General features: G+C 61.1%; 15 protein-coding genes. 8 read left to right on the top strand and 7 right to left on the bottom strand.

Annotated elements, in window-relative coordinates; translation table 11 throughout:
• The 4 genes from QTL56_RS10625 to QTL56_RS10610 are packed head-to-tail and all read right to left on the bottom strand — an operon-like array spanning window position 1 to window position 3,912.
• Window positions 1-933, bottom strand: coding sequence for an ROK family protein (locus tag QTL56_RS10625; protein WP_245135767.1), 933 nt, complete (start codon window positions 931-933; stop codon window positions 1-3).
• On the bottom strand, window positions 930-2,114 hold the full coding sequence (gene nagA, locus QTL56_RS10620; protein ID WP_245135769.1) for an N-acetylglucosamine-6-phosphate deacetylase: 1,185 nt from the start codon (window positions 2,112-2,114) through the stop codon (window positions 930-932). Before nagA ends, QTL56_RS10625 begins: the two co-directional genes overlap by 4 nt.
• Window positions 2,111-3,133, bottom strand: a complete 1,023-nt coding sequence (locus tag QTL56_RS10615) for an SIS domain-containing protein (RefSeq protein ID WP_245135771.1) — start codon at window positions 3,131-3,133, stop codon at window positions 2,111-2,113. The genes nagA and QTL56_RS10615 overlap by 4 nt, the downstream gene beginning before the upstream one ends.
• Before the next feature lie 11 nt (window positions 3,134-3,144).
• Entirely contained in the window at window positions 3,145-3,912 is a 768-nt protein-coding gene (locus tag QTL56_RS10610) for a GntR family transcriptional regulator (RefSeq protein ID WP_245135773.1), read from the bottom strand.
• 480 nt (window positions 3,913-4,392) lie between these two features.
• Here QTL56_RS10610 and QTL56_RS10605 point away from each other — a divergent pair, with 480 nt between their 5' ends.
• From QTL56_RS10605 to QTL56_RS10585, 5 genes are all read left to right on the top strand, one after another.
• Window positions 4,393-5,577 (top strand): Gfo/Idh/MocA family protein, encoded by a 1,185-nt coding sequence (locus tag QTL56_RS10605; RefSeq protein WP_245135775.1) that lies wholly within the window; start codon window positions 4,393-4,395, stop codon window positions 5,575-5,577.
• Between the two features lie 12 nt (window positions 5,578-5,589).
• A complete protein-coding gene (locus QTL56_RS10600) occupies window positions 5,590-6,474 on the top strand; it encodes a carbohydrate ABC transporter permease (protein WP_229574778.1) in 885 nt (294 codons plus the stop codon).
• Entirely contained in the window at window positions 6,471-7,331 is an 861-nt protein-coding gene (locus QTL56_RS10595; protein WP_229574777.1) for a carbohydrate ABC transporter permease, read from the top strand. Before QTL56_RS10600 ends, QTL56_RS10595 begins: the two co-directional genes overlap by 4 nt.
• Window positions 7,332-7,393: 62 nt before the next feature.
• Complete coding sequence (locus QTL56_RS10590) at window positions 7,394-8,614, top strand: ABC transporter substrate-binding protein (protein WP_229574776.1); 1,221 nt, start codon at window positions 7,394-7,396, stop codon at window positions 8,612-8,614.
• Between the two features lie 99 nt (window positions 8,615-8,713).
• The gene (locus QTL56_RS10585) at window positions 8,714-9,844 is read left to right on the top strand and encodes an ABC transporter ATP-binding protein (RefSeq protein WP_280640718.1); all 1,131 of its coding nucleotides are present in this window, start codon (window positions 8,714-8,716) and stop codon (window positions 9,842-9,844) included.
• A 159-nt stretch (window positions 9,845-10,003) separates the two neighbouring features.
• Here the strand turns inward: QTL56_RS10585 and QTL56_RS10580 are convergent, their stop codons facing one another.
• Genes QTL56_RS10580 through QTL56_RS10570 form a run of 3 tightly spaced genes read right to left on the bottom strand, consistent with a single transcriptional unit; the run spans window position 10,004 to window position 13,103 of the window.
• Window positions 10,004-11,095 carry a D-TA family PLP-dependent enzyme gene (locus QTL56_RS10580; protein WP_245135776.1) on the bottom strand — a complete coding sequence of 364 codons (1,092 nt, stop codon included), beginning with the start codon at window positions 11,093-11,095 and terminating at the stop codon, window positions 10,004-10,006.
• Window positions 11,092-12,573 (bottom strand): M81 family metallopeptidase, encoded by a 1,482-nt coding sequence (locus QTL56_RS10575; RefSeq protein ID WP_245135778.1) that lies wholly within the window; start codon window positions 12,571-12,573, stop codon window positions 11,092-11,094. The genes QTL56_RS10580 and QTL56_RS10575 overlap by 4 nt, the downstream gene beginning before the upstream one ends.
• Before the next feature lie 38 nt (window positions 12,574-12,611).
• Window positions 12,612-13,103, bottom strand: coding sequence for a hypothetical protein (locus tag QTL56_RS10570; RefSeq protein ID WP_245135780.1), 492 nt, complete (start codon window positions 13,101-13,103; stop codon window positions 12,612-12,614).
• A 112-nt stretch (window positions 13,104-13,215) separates the two neighbouring features.
• Here QTL56_RS10570 and QTL56_RS10565 point away from each other — a divergent pair, with 112 nt between their 5' ends.
• The 3 genes from QTL56_RS10565 to QTL56_RS10555 are packed head-to-tail and all read left to right on the top strand — an operon-like array spanning window position 13,216 to window position 15,293.
• Window positions 13,216-13,602, top strand: coding sequence for a RidA family protein (locus QTL56_RS10565; RefSeq protein WP_229574772.1), 387 nt, complete (start codon window positions 13,216-13,218; stop codon window positions 13,600-13,602).
• Window positions 13,603-13,618: 16 nt separating this feature from the next.
• Window positions 13,619-14,485, top strand: a complete 867-nt coding sequence (locus QTL56_RS10560; protein ID WP_229574771.1) for a MurR/RpiR family transcriptional regulator — start codon at window positions 13,619-13,621, stop codon at window positions 14,483-14,485.
• A gap of 31 nt (window positions 14,486-14,516) precedes the next feature.
• Complete coding sequence (locus QTL56_RS10555) at window positions 14,517-15,293, top strand: SDR family oxidoreductase (RefSeq protein WP_245135783.1); 777 nt, start codon at window positions 14,517-14,519, stop codon at window positions 15,291-15,293.
• Window positions 15,294-15,304 lie beyond the last annotated feature (11 nt).

The following is a 15,304-nucleotide window of genomic DNA, read 5'->3' as shown; positions in this document are numbered from 1 at the left end:
TCAGCCTCCTCCATGCTCTTTGGCGAAGTCGAGCCCCAGGATCGCGGCCCCGATGAGGCCCGGCTCCACGCCGCAGGCGGCAGGAACGACGATCGGGTCCTTGAATTTGCGCAGAATGCGCGCACGCAGGGCCGTATCGATGCGTGCCAGAAGTGCCGGCACATTTGAAAGGCCGCCGCCGACGGGTAAAATGGTCGTGCCGGTGACGTTGACGACGACCGAAAGCGCATCCGTGAGGATGTCGACGTAAACGTCGATCGTGCGCTCGGACATGGCCTCCCCCTTCTGCCAGTCGGTGATTATCTGCTCACTGGTCAGATGTTTGCCATGGATATGCTTGTGTAGTTTCTCGAGGCCTCTGGCGCTGCAGACCGCGTCGATGCAGCCAATCTGGCCGCAGCCACACTGGAAGCGCGGCACGCGGATTGGTGGAGAGCCGGCCTCTGTCGGCTGGATCGGACCGTGTCCCCATTCGCCGGCAAAGCCGCTCTCGTTGATCAGCTTGCCGTCGATGACGAGGCCACCGCCGACGCCGGTGCCGAGGATCACGCCGAACACGACACGATGACCGCGGGCCGCCCCAATGCCGGCTTCGGCGAGAACGAAGCAGTCCGCGTCGTTTGCGACGATCACCGGGAGGCCCAAGGCGGCTTCGAGATCGGCCTGCAGCGGCCGTCCGTGGATGCAAGGGATATTGGCGACGACGGCGTTCGCGGTGTCCGGGTCGATCACGCCCGCAATCGAGATTGCGATGCAGGCAGCGCGCTTGCCAGCGAGTGCTTCGGCTTCCGCAATGACGGAGGCGAGTGTGGTGACGAAGGCGTCGAAATCATGAATGGGAGTCGGCTGGCGCGGGAAGGGACGGATGTCCTCGCGGCTTGTTGCCATGGCGCCCTTGATGGCCGTGCCGCCGATATCGAAGCAGACGATCATGCGAAGGCCCAGCTCGGCTTGGTGTCAGCAGTATGGACGCAGGTGCCTGCAATCCAGGTGGATCTGATGTCGAGGTCTGCACCGAGCACGACGAAATCGGCATCCTTGCCGGCAGTGAGGCTGCCCTTGCTCGGGGCGCCGATCGCTTCGGCCGGATAGAGCGAGGCCATGCGCAGCGCCTCTTCCAGCGGCTGCCCAAGCTGTTCGCGCACGTAGCGGACGCAGGAGAGCATGTCGATGTCCGCACCGGCCAGCGTTCCGTCGGCGAGCGTCAGCCGGCCATCACGGCGGTAAACGGTTCGGCCGTTCAGGTCGAAGCCGTTCTCCCCCGTGCCGATGGTCGACATGGCATCGGTGACCAGAAAAATATGGGCGGGCCCTGTCTTTGCGGCGAGCGCGATCTTCATGGTGACCGGATCGACATGGAAGCCATCGGCAATGAGGCCGCAATGCAGGGAGGGGGAAGCAAGGGCAGCGCCGACAAGGCCAGGCTCGCGGTTGCCGAGCTGGCTCATGGCATTGAAGAGGTGGGTGACGAGGGTGGCGCCCGCCTTGATGTAAGCCGCAACGTCACTGCAGCTGGTATCGGTGTGGCCGAGGCTCACCCGGTAGCCGGCCTGAACCAGACGCCGGACCTGATCCGGCGTCACGCTCTCGGGGGCAATCGTGATCATCGGTATGCCGAAACGCGGTACCTGTTCGAGAAGATAGGCGAGATCGGCTTCGGTCATCGGGCGGATCAGGGCCGGATCATGCGTGCCCTTGCGGGCAATCGACAGATGCGGACCCTCGAGATGAAGGCCGAGGTAGCCGGGCTCTCCCGCTGCGGCTGCGGCCGCGCCGGCGGCGATCGCTTCTCTCTTGAGTTCCGGTGCATCGGTGATCAGCGTGACCATCAGCGCGGTCGTGCCATAACGAGCATGGGTCTCGCAGATCGTGCGGATGCCCGGCACCGTGGGATCGTTGTTGAAGAGCACGCCACCGCCACCATTGACCTGGAGGTCGATGAAGCCTGGGGTGATCAGTGCATCGCCGGCATCGTGGTGCATCATGCCGCCGGGCAAATCCGCTCTGGCGAGAACAGCCTTCACCCGGCTGTTCTCGACCAGGAGTGCAGCATCCTCGTGGAACATGTGCCCATCAAAGATGCGGCGTGCGGTGATGGCGAAGGCGGACGTCATTGTGTCTCGGTGACTTTCTTCAGCGCGACTGGCTTGTCGGGATTGAAACCGCGCGCACGGGAGAGGGATTCGATGAAGCCATAATAGGGAACGATCAGAGCCAGCGCATCCGTGATCGGATGGCCCGTTGCGATGATCGGCAGCTTGTGCCCGGCCGTCGCCTGGTCCGATGTGATGAAGCAGGTGGCATTGCTGGCCGCGAGCTTCGAGACAGTTCCGGCGATCGAGGCCTCGGCCATGTCCCTTGCCGCAAAGGCAACGACGGGAAAGTTGCGGCCAACGATCGAGACCGGGCCGTGCAGCACTTCTGCCGAGGAATAGGCTTCGGCATGCAGTTCGCAGGTTTCCTTGCATTTCAGGGCCGCTTCAGCGGCAATCGCCAGCGTGGGTCCGCGACCGAGCATGTAGAGAGAGTCGGCCGATTTTAGCGGCTCGAGCAACGCGGTCCAGTCGAGGCCGAGGGCCTGTTCGAAATGCTCGGGCAGGGCCTCGACAGCGCGAGTGAGCGCTACGTCGCGGCTCCAGCTCGCGAGGATTGCAAGCCCCGCGATGATCGAATTCACGTAGGACTTGGTCGCAGCCACCGCGATCTCCGGCCCCGCCTTGATGTCGATGGCGAATGTCGCCGCGTCCGCCAGCGGCGAGGGGAGCGTGTTCACCAGGCTGATCGTCGTGGCGCCGCCGTCGCGGGCGCCCTTGGCCATGGCCACGATATCGGGGCTGGCGCCGGATTGGGACACGGCAAAGGCGGCCGCGCTGCCGAGCTTCATCGGAGCCTCGTAGATCGAGGCGAGGGAGGGACCGAGCGAGGCGACCGGCAGGCCCATCTGCAGCTCGATCGCATATTTCAGGAAATATGCCGCATGATCGGACGAGCCGCGGGCAATCGTCACCACGATGGCGGGATCCTTGTCGCGCAATGCGTTCGCCGCGTCTGATATCACGGATTTCGAGCTGTCCAGCAAACGGGCGGCGGCTGCGGGGATCTCGTTGATCTCCTCACGCATCTTGGTGGTCATGGTACGCGCTTTCAGTCTTGGGGCTTCATGGGCGAGCCGATGCCGAGTTCGGCAACCAGATCATAGGCGTCGCTGCGATAAAGGGCGCGCGACATTTCCATCACGCGACCGGTTTCGAGATAGGCGATGCGCTGCACTGACAGTGCCGCAGAGCCCGGCGGGACACCGAGCAGCTTGGTTTCCTCGTCCTTCAGCAGAACGGCGGAAATACGCTGATTGGCGCGGACGGGCCGGATACCGGCATCGAGCAGGCAGAGGTAGAGGGAATCCTCTATTTTTTCCGGATCGGGCAGAAGGTCGTCCGGCAGACTGGTGCGTTCCAATGCGATCGGCATGTCATTGGCGGTTCTCAAGCGGTCGATCCGCGCGACGCGCGCGCCGCCGACAAGGCCCAGCATCATGGTTTCTTCGGCCGTGGGATAAAACAGGCCGCGCCCCAGCCAGCGGGAGCCTGCGACCATGCCGCGCCGGCGCATGTCCTCGGTGAAGGAGGTGAGCTGACTGAGCGGCTGCTGCATGCGCGGGACGGGCTTGACCACAAAGGTCCCGGAGCCGCGGCGGCGAACGAGCAGGCCTTCTTCCACCAGTTCGTCGATCGCCTTGCGCACAGTCACGCGGCTGATGTCTGCCGCTTCGGCAATGTCGCGTTCTGCCGGCAGGGCGTCGCCGTGCTTCAGGCGCCCCGAGGCGACGGCGTCTTCGATCATCTTGCGGAGCTTCACATAAAGCGGTCCGCCGCGCACCATCTGGAGCTGTTCAAGGGGGAGGGCTGTGCTCATGCGGCAAATCTGCCCCAGCGATGGCGTGGCTGCAAGCAGATGGCAGCGACGGCAATCCTCATCAACTTCTGCATGCTTCCGTCCCGGCGTTGGTCTTTGCGATACAATACCAACCAGAGACCTATTTCGCAAATGGTTTTGAAGCTCTGACCTGATTTCTGAGGCGTTTTAGAAATTTCGCCGTGAAAACAGCATTTTGCGCGTTTTTCAAAGATTTTCGGCGAGCTCAGCTTTACGATTGGACTAGTTTTGGTATCTTAAATTAACGATTGGGGAAGATCACAATCCAAATCCTTTGCGCTGGCATGCCCGTGAGGTTTCTGCTGTGGCTGGGAAGCGGAGTGCCAGATCTTCATCCAGTATCGCGAACGGTCATGAAAACAATTTTCATCAATGCTGGGATTTTCGCTTCCTGTGTTGACGATCTTGGAAAAGTGACGCAGTCTGCGAAAAATAATTACGAAAGCAGGGGAATGTATCATGAAGGTCGCGATTATCGGACTCGGATTCCGTCTCGGATATCTGGGTCGGGTGTTCAGGGAGATTGATCCGAGCTTCGAGATCGTTGGTTATGTCGATCCGGCTCCGGCCGGCATGCCGACGCTCGATGAATACGGTATTTCCCCCGGCAAAGCCTATGACACCCCCGAGGCGCTCATCGCAGGCGAAAGCTTCGACCTCCTGATGATCGGGTCGCCGAACCACATGCATCTGGAGCATATTCGTCTCGGTCTCGAAGCAGGGCTCACAGTCTTCACGGAAAAACCCATCGTCACCAGCATCGAGGAGAGCTATGCGCTGGCCTCGCTGCTCCACACGCATGGACATGACCGGCTGCTCGTCGGCCTGGTTCTGCGGTATTCCCCGCTCTATCGCGATCTGCGCAAGGCGCAGGAGGAGGGGCGTCTCGGCAATGTCGTGTCGATCGAAGCTTCCGAGCACATTCAGCCCTATCACGGTGCCTTCTTCATGCGCGACTGGCGCCGTTACGGCCGATATGCCGGTGGTTTCATGCTGGAAAAATGCTGCCACGACCTCGATCTCTACAACGGCGTGGTCGGTGCCCGTCCGCGTTTCGTCGCAAGCTTTGGCGGCCGCAAGAGCTTCGTGCCGGAGAATGCGCCCGAGGCCGCCGGTATCAACGACCTCAATGTCTATCACCGCAAGCCGAGCGGCTGGCAGGGCTCCGACAAGGTCTTCGACAGCGACGGCGACATCATCGATTACCAGACTGCCATCGTGGAATACGAGAACGGGGTGTCGATGACCTTCCATACCAATCTCAATGTGCCGGACGAATTCCGCCGCTTCTGCGTGATCGGATCCAAGGGCATGGCGGAAGGCGATTTCGTGCGTGGTTTCATGGATGTGCATGACGCCCACACCAATGAGAAGGTCATCGCCAACACCTACAAGGCGCCTTCCGCGCTTTCCCAGCATTACGGCGCCGATGAGCAGATGGCCGAAGACGTCATCGCCTTCGTCAATTCGGGGGCAAAGCAGCCGGTGTCTGCAATCGATGCGCTCGAAGCCGGCATGCTCGCCCTTGCCATGGACGAGGCCCGCCTCGGCCGCAAGGTTGTCGATCTGAAACCCGTCTGGGAAAAGTTCGATGCATGCCTTCATGGACCCGCCGGCGTTTCCGCCCGCGCGCGTTCGGCATAAGGGAGCGGTCGGATGCAAGCTCGCCAAAGCGCCATCACCTTCGCCTGGCTGCTGATCGCGCCGGCCCTTCTCTATATCACGGCCATCGTAGCCTATCCGCTGGTCGATACCTTCATTCTCTCATTCACGGACGCGTCGCTCAGGAAGACGACGAACTGGGTGGGCTGGGTGAATTACGAGAAGATCTTCAACGACACCTTCGCGACCGTCATCGTCAGGACGTTTATCTGGACCTTCTTCTCGGTGTCGATCAAGATGATCATCGGCACCTTCGGGGCTGCCATGCTGAACACGGCCGTGCCGGGTCGTACGCTCTTCCGCGTGCTGACCATGCCACCATGGATCGTACCCATGGCGATCGGCATCTTCATGTGGGGCTGGATGTATAACGGCCAGTTCGGGATGATTTCCGGCGTCCTGCAACGGACCGGCGTGGTCGATGGTCCGGTTGCCTTCCTCGCCTATGGCTCGACGGCCTTCTGGGCGACGATCTTCACGGATGTGTGGATCGGCGTGCCCATGGTGACGCTCTACATGCTCGCCGCCATGCAGGCGATCCCGCAGGATCTGTACGAAGCCGCATGGACCGATGGCGCGGGGCGCTTCTACCGCTTTCGCCGGATCACCCTGCCGCTGATCCTGCCCGCCATGATCACCATGTCGATGATTTCGCTGATCTCCACCTTCAACTCCTTCGACATCATCTGGATCCTCACGCGCGGTGGCCCGAGCGGCGAGACCACGACAATGATCATCGACACCTATCACACGGCGATCGGGTCCAAGAAATACGGCGAGGGTGCTGCCCGGGCGGTCCTGATCTGTATCTTCCTCTCGATCTTCTGCGTCGCCTATTTTCGTGTGACCAGCCGTCTTTCGCAGGAGCATGCACGATGAGCTACGACAAGACAGCCCTGATCAACCGCTATCGTTGGTATGAACTGGTCGGCATCTATGCAGGTATCGCCGTGTTCCTGACCTTTGTGCTCGCGCCCTTCGTCGAAGGTTTCCTGGTGTCGCTAAAGCCGCTCAGCCAGCTCTTCTCCTCGCCCTATCGGTTCTTCCCGGAGAATGGTTCGTTCGACGCCTACATCACGATGTGGGACAGCGTGCCAGGCTTTGCGCGATACATCTTCAACTCCTTCTTCATCTCGACGATCGCGACCCTTGTCGTGCTGCTGCTTGTCGTGCCGGCTTCCTACGCCTTCGCCCGGTTCGAGTTTCGCGGCCGGGGGCAATTGCTCGGGGCCTTCCTCGCCGTCAACATGTTCTCGGGCGCGGTGCTGCTTATCCCGCTCTTCCGATTGATGCGCTCGATGGGGGTCCTCAACACCTATTTTGCCATGATCGTGCCGGGTGTCGCCTTCCTCATCCCGACCGCCATCTGGCTCTTGCGCACCTATATGATGCGCATCCCACGCGAGCTGGAAGAAGCAGCCTATGTCGATGGTGCCAGCTATTTCTATACGTTCCGTCGGGTCGTTCTGCCGCTCGCAATGCCGGGCATCGCCGTCGTCGCCATCACCACCTTCATCGGCGCCTATGCCCAGCAGTTCATCTTCGCCCTGACCTTCAATTCCAAGACCGAATACATGCCGCTGCCGATCGGGCTTTTTGCCTATTTCGGCCGTCAGGAGGTCATCTGGAACGAGCTGATGGCGGCGAGCTTCGTCGGGATCGCGCCTGCCATGATCGTGATCTTCTTCCTGCAACGCTACCTCGTCAGCGGGCTTACCGCCGGTGCGGTGAAGTAGGGCTGCCAACAAAATTCGGGTCAACCGGACGCTTTCAACCTGTCAACAAAGGGGAACTATCGATGACAAGAAAACTGACCATGCTCGCAGGCTCGTTTGCCCTGCTCGCCAGCTCCGCGCTCACCACGCTTGCGGCTGACCAGGAGATCAGCTGGATCTATTGCGGCGACAAGATCGACCCGATCCACGAGAAGTACATCGCCGAATGGGAAGGCAAGAACGAAGGCTGGAAGGTCAAGCCCGAGGTCGTCGGCTGGGAACAGTGCCAGGACAAGGCCACGACGCTTGCCGTCGCCGGTACGCCCGTTGCCATGGCTTATGTCGGCTCGCGCACGCTGAAGGAATTCGCCCAGAACGAACTGATCGTTCCGGTTCCGATGACGGATGAGGAGAAAGCCTCCTACTACCCGAACATCGTCGAAACAGTGACCTTTGAAGACACGCAGTGGGGTGTTCCCGTCGCCTTCTCGACCAAGGCACTCTACTGGAACAAGGATCTGTTCAAGGCTGCCGGCCTCGATCCGGAAACCCCGCCGAAGACCTGGGCTGAAGAGATCGAGTTTGCCAAGCAGATCACGGAAAAGGCTGGCGTCGCCGGCTACGGTCTGCCCGCCAAGACCTTCGACAACACGATGCACCAGTTCATGCATTGGGTTTACACCAACAATGGCAAGGTCATCGACGGCGACAAGATCGTCATCGACAGCCCGGAAGTACTTGCAGCGCTCCAAGCTTACAAGGATATCACACCTTACTCCGTCGAGGGTGCGACCGCGTACGAGCAGAACGAAATCCGCGCCATCTTCCTCGACGGCAAGGTCGGTATGATCCAGTCGGGTTCGGGCGCCGCCTATCGTTTGAAAGACACGAAGATCAACTGGGGTGTCGCCCCGCTGCCGCGCGGCCCATCGGCCCAGGGTGAAGGCACACTGCTGATCACCGACAGCCTGGCGATCTTCTCCGGTTCGGGCGTCGAGGAAAAGGCGATCGAGTTCGCCAAGTACATCACCTCGACCGATATCCAGCACGAATACGAGCTGCAGGGCGGCGCTGGCCTCACCCCGCTGCGCCCAGGTGCGGTCGTCGACCAGTTCGTCACCAACGAGCCTTTCTGGAAGCCTTTCATTGACGGCATCGCCTATGGCGGTCCCGAGCCCCTCTTCACCGACTACAAGGGCTTCCAGAACGTCATGATCGAGATGGTCCAGTCGGTCGTCACCGGCAAGACCGAGCCGGCCGATGCGCTGAAGAAGGCTGCAGCTGATCTCGAGCAGTACAAATAATCTCGGGCGACCGAGGCTCCGCGGGCCGGGTCCGGCCCGCGGATTTCATCAGGCATATTTGGCCGGTCAACGACGGACCGGCAGTGGAGACTAAGGGTCGTGGGTCAGCTATTTCTGAAAAAGGTGCGCAAGTCGTACGGGCATTTCGAGGTCATCAAGGGTGTCGATCTCGAGGTGAATGACGGTGAGTTCGTCGTTTTCGTCGGGCCATCGGGCTGTGGCAAGTCCACGCTGCTCCGCATGATCGCGGGTCTCGACGACACAACCGATGGTGACATCGTGATCGATGGCGAGCGTGTCAACGACAAGCCGCCTGTCGAGCGCGGCATCGCCATGGTCTTCCAGTCCTATGCGCTTTACCCGCATATGTCGGTCTTCGAGAATATTGCCTTTCCACTGCGCGTCGAGAAGCTCTCCGAGGCGACGATCCGCGAGAAAGTGGGGGCTGTCGCGAAGATCCTGCAGCTTGATCAGCGCCTGCAGCAGCGTCCCGGCCAGCTTTCCGGCGGCCAGCGCCAGCGTGTCGCGATCGGCCGGGCCATCGTGCGCGAACCGAAGATCTTCCTCTTCGACGAGCCGCTCTCCAACCTCGATGCGGCGCTTCGTGCCGACATGCGCATCGAGCTGACCAAACTGCACCGCGACCTCGAAGCAACGATGGTCTACGTCACCCATGATCAGATCGAGGCCATGACCATGGCAGACCGGATCGTGGTGCTGAATGCCGGCAACATCGCCCAGGTAGGCGCGCCGCTCGAACTCTATCACAAGCCGCAAAACACCTTCGTTGCCGGCTTTATCGGTAATCCCAAGATGAACTTCGTGCCGGTCACCTGTGTCGGTGTCGATGCCATCGGGGTCACTATTTCTTATGAAGGCCAGACGGCGCTGATCCCGGTCGACGGGCGCTCCGATCTTGTCGGCCAGACGCTGACGCTCGGTATTCGCCCCGAACACACACGTCTCAGCGATGGTGACATCAACATCATGGTGACGCCCGCCGTCATCGAGCGGCTTGGCATCAATACCATCGCCTATGCGGCCTTGCCAAATGGCGAGCCTTACTGCGCGCTGCTCCCTGGCTCTGCCCCGGTGCGTCCCGAACAGCCTATGACAACAGGCATCATGGCTGGCGACTGCCATCTGTTCGACGCCAACGGCCAGGCTCTCGAACGGCGCATCGACTGGCGCACCCTCGACCTCCCGGCGTCCGTCAAGGCCGCCAGTTAAAGCTCCTCCCGGCCCTGCCAAAGGCCAATCCCCTGGTCCGCCTTCGGGCGGACCTTTTTTTATAAGGAGGGAGCGGACTTCTCCACCTGGAATGCGTCCGAGATTCCGCAAGTTGCCCGCCGGCATGCGCTCGGGGACGGCTTTGCAACAGTCGCGCTGTTACCAGACGAGCCCGCGAGCCGCGACGTCTTCCACCCGGGTGACGATGCCGTCGCGGTGGAAGGTCATGAGGTCGAAGAGGTTGGAGACGACGCAGGTGTGGTTGGGGATGATCCTGACCTTCTCGCCGATCTCCGGTCGCCGTCCCTGAACCTTCGACAGATCGACCGTGCCATGCTCTTCGGAGAGGCCGGAGATTATAGCGTCCGGATACTCGACGATCAGGCCGTAGTCAGAGAAGCCGAGGAGGTCCGAGGTCAGGGCCTTGGAGCCTGCGTCGAGGATGGCACAATCCTCGGTCGGGCGGGAGACGACGGTGGCAAGGATAGACATGGCGCAGTCGTCAAGGCTGCAATGGCCGGCCCTTGCCATGGCGCGGTCGTTGTAGACATAGGTGCCGGCCCGGTGCTCGGTTGCCGAGGGTACTTTGTGGGCGGAGAAGAGGCTGGGCGTGCCGCCATTGGAGACGATGGGGCAGGGGAGGCCACGGGTGGCGAGGCCCTCGCGTGTCGTCGCGAAAAAGGCCTCCACGGCTTCTTCGCTATTCGCCTTTGGATAGGTCAGGATGCCGCCGAAGGTCAGGCCGGGGGCCGCGGCGATCGTCTCGGCGAGCGCAATGGCCGCCTCCGGGCTCTGGACGCCGCAGCGTCCGCCACCCGTGTCGCATTCAACGAGAACGCTGAGCGGGCGTTCAGCAGCAAAGGCGGCAGAGAGGCCGCGGATGGTGGTTTCGCTGTCTGCCACGACCTTGAGGCCGGAAATGCGGGCATTGAGCGGAACGAGGCGTTTCAGCTTCTCGGGACCAAGAATGTTGAAGGTGATCAGCAGGTCTTCGAACCCGGCATCGGCAAAGACCTCTGCTTCGGTGATCTTCTGGCAGTTGATGCCTTTCGCGCCCGCCTTGACCTGTTCGGCGGCGATTGCCGGGATCTTGTGCGTCTTGATGTGCGGACGGAAGGCGAGGCCATGATCGTCCATATAGTCCTGGACGCGGGCGATGTTGGCGGCAAGCCTGTCCTCATCGACCAGGGGAAGCGGGGTCGACAGTTCTGCAATCGGCTGACCGATCCTCGGGCGGGGAAGTTGCATCATGCGGCCTCATTGCCCTCGGGCGTATCATGCGGGTTTGCCATGATCGGCCAGATATCGCGGCGCACATGGCGATAGGCTGTCTTGGCCGGGTCGTTCGGATAGGGCGTGCCGGCGGCACAGTACAGGATGTCCGAGGCGATCTGCGAGAAGGCCGCGTAGAAGTGGTTGGTCGACTTGATGACGAGGAGATGCTTGCTCGTCGGGTCAATGCCAAGGGCGGTGAAGAGCGACGGGTCGTAGCTCTGGACGCGGACCGAACTCAGGATGATGTCGATGCCATCAAGCCGGATATGGGCCGCATCGCCGAAGGGCGCGATGCTGTCGCCGAAGCGCATCTCGGCATTGGGCACGACCTTGACCACCTTGACGAGACCATCGATCGGATGGCCGGTGCCGGGCGCAGACTTTGCGCCGAAGCGCAGCGGGATTTCAGCACCTTCGCCGGCCGCCATGCAGATCTGCACGGCGATCGGATCCCAGATCATGCCAATTGCAGCATTGGTCACGCCACGCGCAAGCATTTCCGCGAGGATCACCGTCGCGTCACCCGCTGTGCCGCCACCCGGATTGTCCCACATGTCCGCAATGACCACGGGCCCTTGCGGATAGGCGAGCGCCTGGTCGAGGGCCGTCTTTTCGTCGATCTGCGGCATCATGAAGGTACCGCGCCGGGCGAATAGTTCGAGGCCGAGGTCGCGGGCAAGCATGGCGCCCTTTTCCGGATGGCCGTTGGTCACGGCTATTGTCTTCGTTCCCATCTCCGGCACATCGCCCGCCATGAAACCATGAATGACAGAGAGCGACAAAACCTCTGCATCCATTTTCTCGATGGCCATAAGCCTGTCAACAAAGCTGCGCATCGGCTCGCGCGATGTCGGAAAGATATCGATCATCCGGCAGTCGAAGACCGACATAACGGGTTTCACCCGGCCTTCCAGCGTGTTGACCGCGATACGCCAGAGATCTTCGGCGCGATCGACGAAATCTGTGTGCGGGAATTCCTTGAAGACGACGAAGAAATCAGCGGCCGAGACGCGCTTCGCCGTCAGGTGGCTATGCGGATCGAGTTCGGCGCAGAGCAGGATGTCCGGGCCGATGATCTCGCGGATCCGGGTCAAGAGATCGCCTTCCGGGTCGAGATAGCCGTCGGCGACCATGGCGCCATGCAGGCCGAGCACGACAGCATCAACGGGCAGTGCTGCCGTCAACTGGTCGAGGATCTCGTCGCGCAGGCTCTCATAGGTCTGCCGATTGACGAGTCCCGCCGGGTCCGCCCAGGTTGCGGTGCCCTCGATTAGCATCCAGCCCTTCTCGGCGCAGACCTTGCGACCGACGGTGATCGGCGCCGTGCAAAGCGTTGGTGTCGCGGGGTGCTCACCCGGAGGCGCATAGAGCGAATCCTCGAAGGCGCGCCGGTCGATGCAGATCGGGGAGAAGGTATTCGTTTCCGTTGCAAGCGCGGCGGTGAAGATGCGCAAGGGCCGACCTCCGGGGTCTTGAGGGTTCGAGGGCAGGTTCAGCGCTTGCCCATCGGATTGGGCAGATAACCGGTAAAGCCGGAGATTTTCCAGCTGCCTTCATGCAGTCGGCAATAATAGAGTGTCTGCCAGCGCATGACATCGAGCGTGCCGTCGGCCTTCTTGATGCCACCGTCGAACTTCTTGCGCACGAGGGCCGTCTCTCCGGAAATCTCGATCTCCTCGAGTGTCGTCGTGGTGAAGATCGCGGTGCGCGGATCCTCGCCGTAGCTCTGGGCGGCAAAATCCTTGGCCTGCTTCAGCCATTCGTCGCGATAGGCGGTGAGATTGGGGAAGGCCAGCGTCCACTTGTCCGCATCCTCCTCGCGATTGCCACTGATGCCGATAAAGCCGTCCTCGACGAAATCATGTGCGACCATGCTCCAGTCGGCGGCCAGAAAAGCATCGATGTCGCGAGGGACGAGCATCTCCCAAATGGCGTGGCGGGCTTCGTCCGTGGCCGGAAACGGATTCTGGAATGGGTCGCGCATTTCTTCCCCGTCTTTAAATTCTTTTCATGGATGTCAATTTTCTCTGGTCAAAATCGGTTTTTTATGGTCGCTTGTCAACGATCGAAGAAAATAATTTGCATAAGGGGTATCCATGACGATCAAGCGTTACGGGGCCGAAAAGGCGGGTGCAGGTGGTCAGCGTTTGCCGTTTGCGCGCGCCGTCGAGGCCGATGGCTGGCTCTATGTTTCCGGTCAGGTGGCGATGGAAGACGGGGAAATCATCCCGGGCGGCATCGTCGAGCAGACCCACAAGACGATCGCCAATGTCATCGCCATTCTTGACGAGGCCGGCTACGGCCTTGAACATGTCGTGCGCTGCGGCGTGTGGCTGGATGACCCTCGCGATTTCTGGACCTTCAACAAGATCTACCAGCAGTATTTCGGCGAGCACCCGCCGGCGCGCGCCTGTGTTCAGGCTTCGATGATGGTCGATTGCAAGGTCGAAATCGACTGCGTAGCCTTCAAGCCTTCGAAATAAGAGAGAGGGCAGGGCATTGGATATCTTCGCACGCATTCAGGAAGAGGCAGGGCAGTTTTCGGCCTCCGAGCAACGCATCGCGGATATCCTGCTCAATTCCTTCGATTTCGCGGTCAATGCCTCGATCATCGAACTGGCCGAGAAAGCAGAGGTCTCGCCGCCGACGGTCACGCGCTTCTGCCGTCGTCTTGGCTGCCACAACTTCGCAGATTTCAAAGTGAGCCTCGCGCGGACTGCCTATGTCGGCGTGCGCTATCTCAATCCCGAAGCACAGAGCACCGAGCCGGCCGATGTCGCGACCGATGTAATCACCAAGGCGCAAAATGCCATGTTCATGGTGCATCGGGCGCTCGACCCCGTGATGCTTGACAAGGTCGCGGACAGGCTTGCGCGAGCCGAGATGGTCTATGCCTTTGGCTCCGGCGGCAACTCCTCGATGATCTCGGGCGAATTGCAGAACCGTCTTTTTCGCCTCGGCTCGCGGGTCACCGCCTCAGCAGACCATAATATGCAGCTGATGCTGACAGCGGCTGCACGCTCGAATGATGTGTTGATCGGCTCGTCGTTTTCGGGGCGCAATACCGAGCTGGTGAAGTGTTTCAGGCTCGCGCGCGAGAACGGCATCACGACTATCGCGCTCACCCAGAGCAACAGCCTGGTGGCGGAAGCCTCCGAACTTGTCATCGGCATCGACCTTCCGGAGGGCGAAAACATCTTCCGGCCGACCTCGACGCGCTTTGCCTATCTCGCCGTCGTCGACGTGATCGCAAGCCTGGTTGCCTATCGCAATCGCAAGCAGTCGCAGGTGACGCTGCGCCATATCAAACAACAGCTGGTCGAGCACCGCGATGGTGGGGATGACCGGCAACTTCTCGGAGACTGAACCATGCCCGCATCGATGTCGGAGACCCGCCGTGACGCATAAGGTTGCTGTCGTGACCGGAGCTGCCGGAGATATCGGTCGGGCGATCGCAAGACGCCTTGCCGACAGCCACGACGTTGTCGTACTGCTGGATCTGGATTGTCAGGCGCTGGAACAAGCGATGATCGAGCTCGATGATGAAGCTCGCTTCGTCTCGCTCGTCTGCGATGTGACGGACGAAAAGGATCTTGCCGAGACCGCCGCACGCATCGCGACCCATGGCCTCGTGCATACGCTGGTCAACAATGCCGGCGCGGCGCGGGCCGTCAGCCTCGGTGATACCGATGGCGAGATCTGGCGCAAGGACAGTGCACTCAATCTCGAAGCACCCTTCCTCTGCTTCCGCGCGTTTGAGGAGGCGCTCAAGGCGTCCAAAGGTTCGCTCGTCAACATCTCCTCGGTCAACGGCATGGCCGTCTTCGGTCACCCGGCCTATAGCGCGGCCAAGGCCGGGCTTATTCACCTCACCAAGCTGATTGCCGTCGAATATGGCAAACATGGTATCCGATCGAATGCGGTCGCACCGGGTACCGTGCGCACCCAGGCCTGGGAGGCGCGGGCCGCCGCCAACCCTGATGTCTTTGAAGAGGCCAAACGCTGGTACGCGCTGCAACGCATCGCGACTTCTGAAGATATTGCAAATGCCGTGTTCTTCCTGTCGAGCGATCAGGCGGCCGCCATCACAGGCGTCTGCCTTCCCGTCGACTGTGGCCTGACGGCCGGTCAGGCCGAACTCGCGCGAACATTCTCGCAATCCGACAACTATTGATACCGAAAAGC

Origin of the sequence: Peteryoungia algae (genome assembly GCF_030369675.1) — a bacterium.
Lineage (GTDB): Bacteria > Pseudomonadota > Alphaproteobacteria > Rhizobiales > Rhizobiaceae > Allorhizobium > Allorhizobium algae.
Note: the sequence above shows the minus strand (reverse complement) of the source record. Positions and strands in the feature narration are given on the sequence as shown.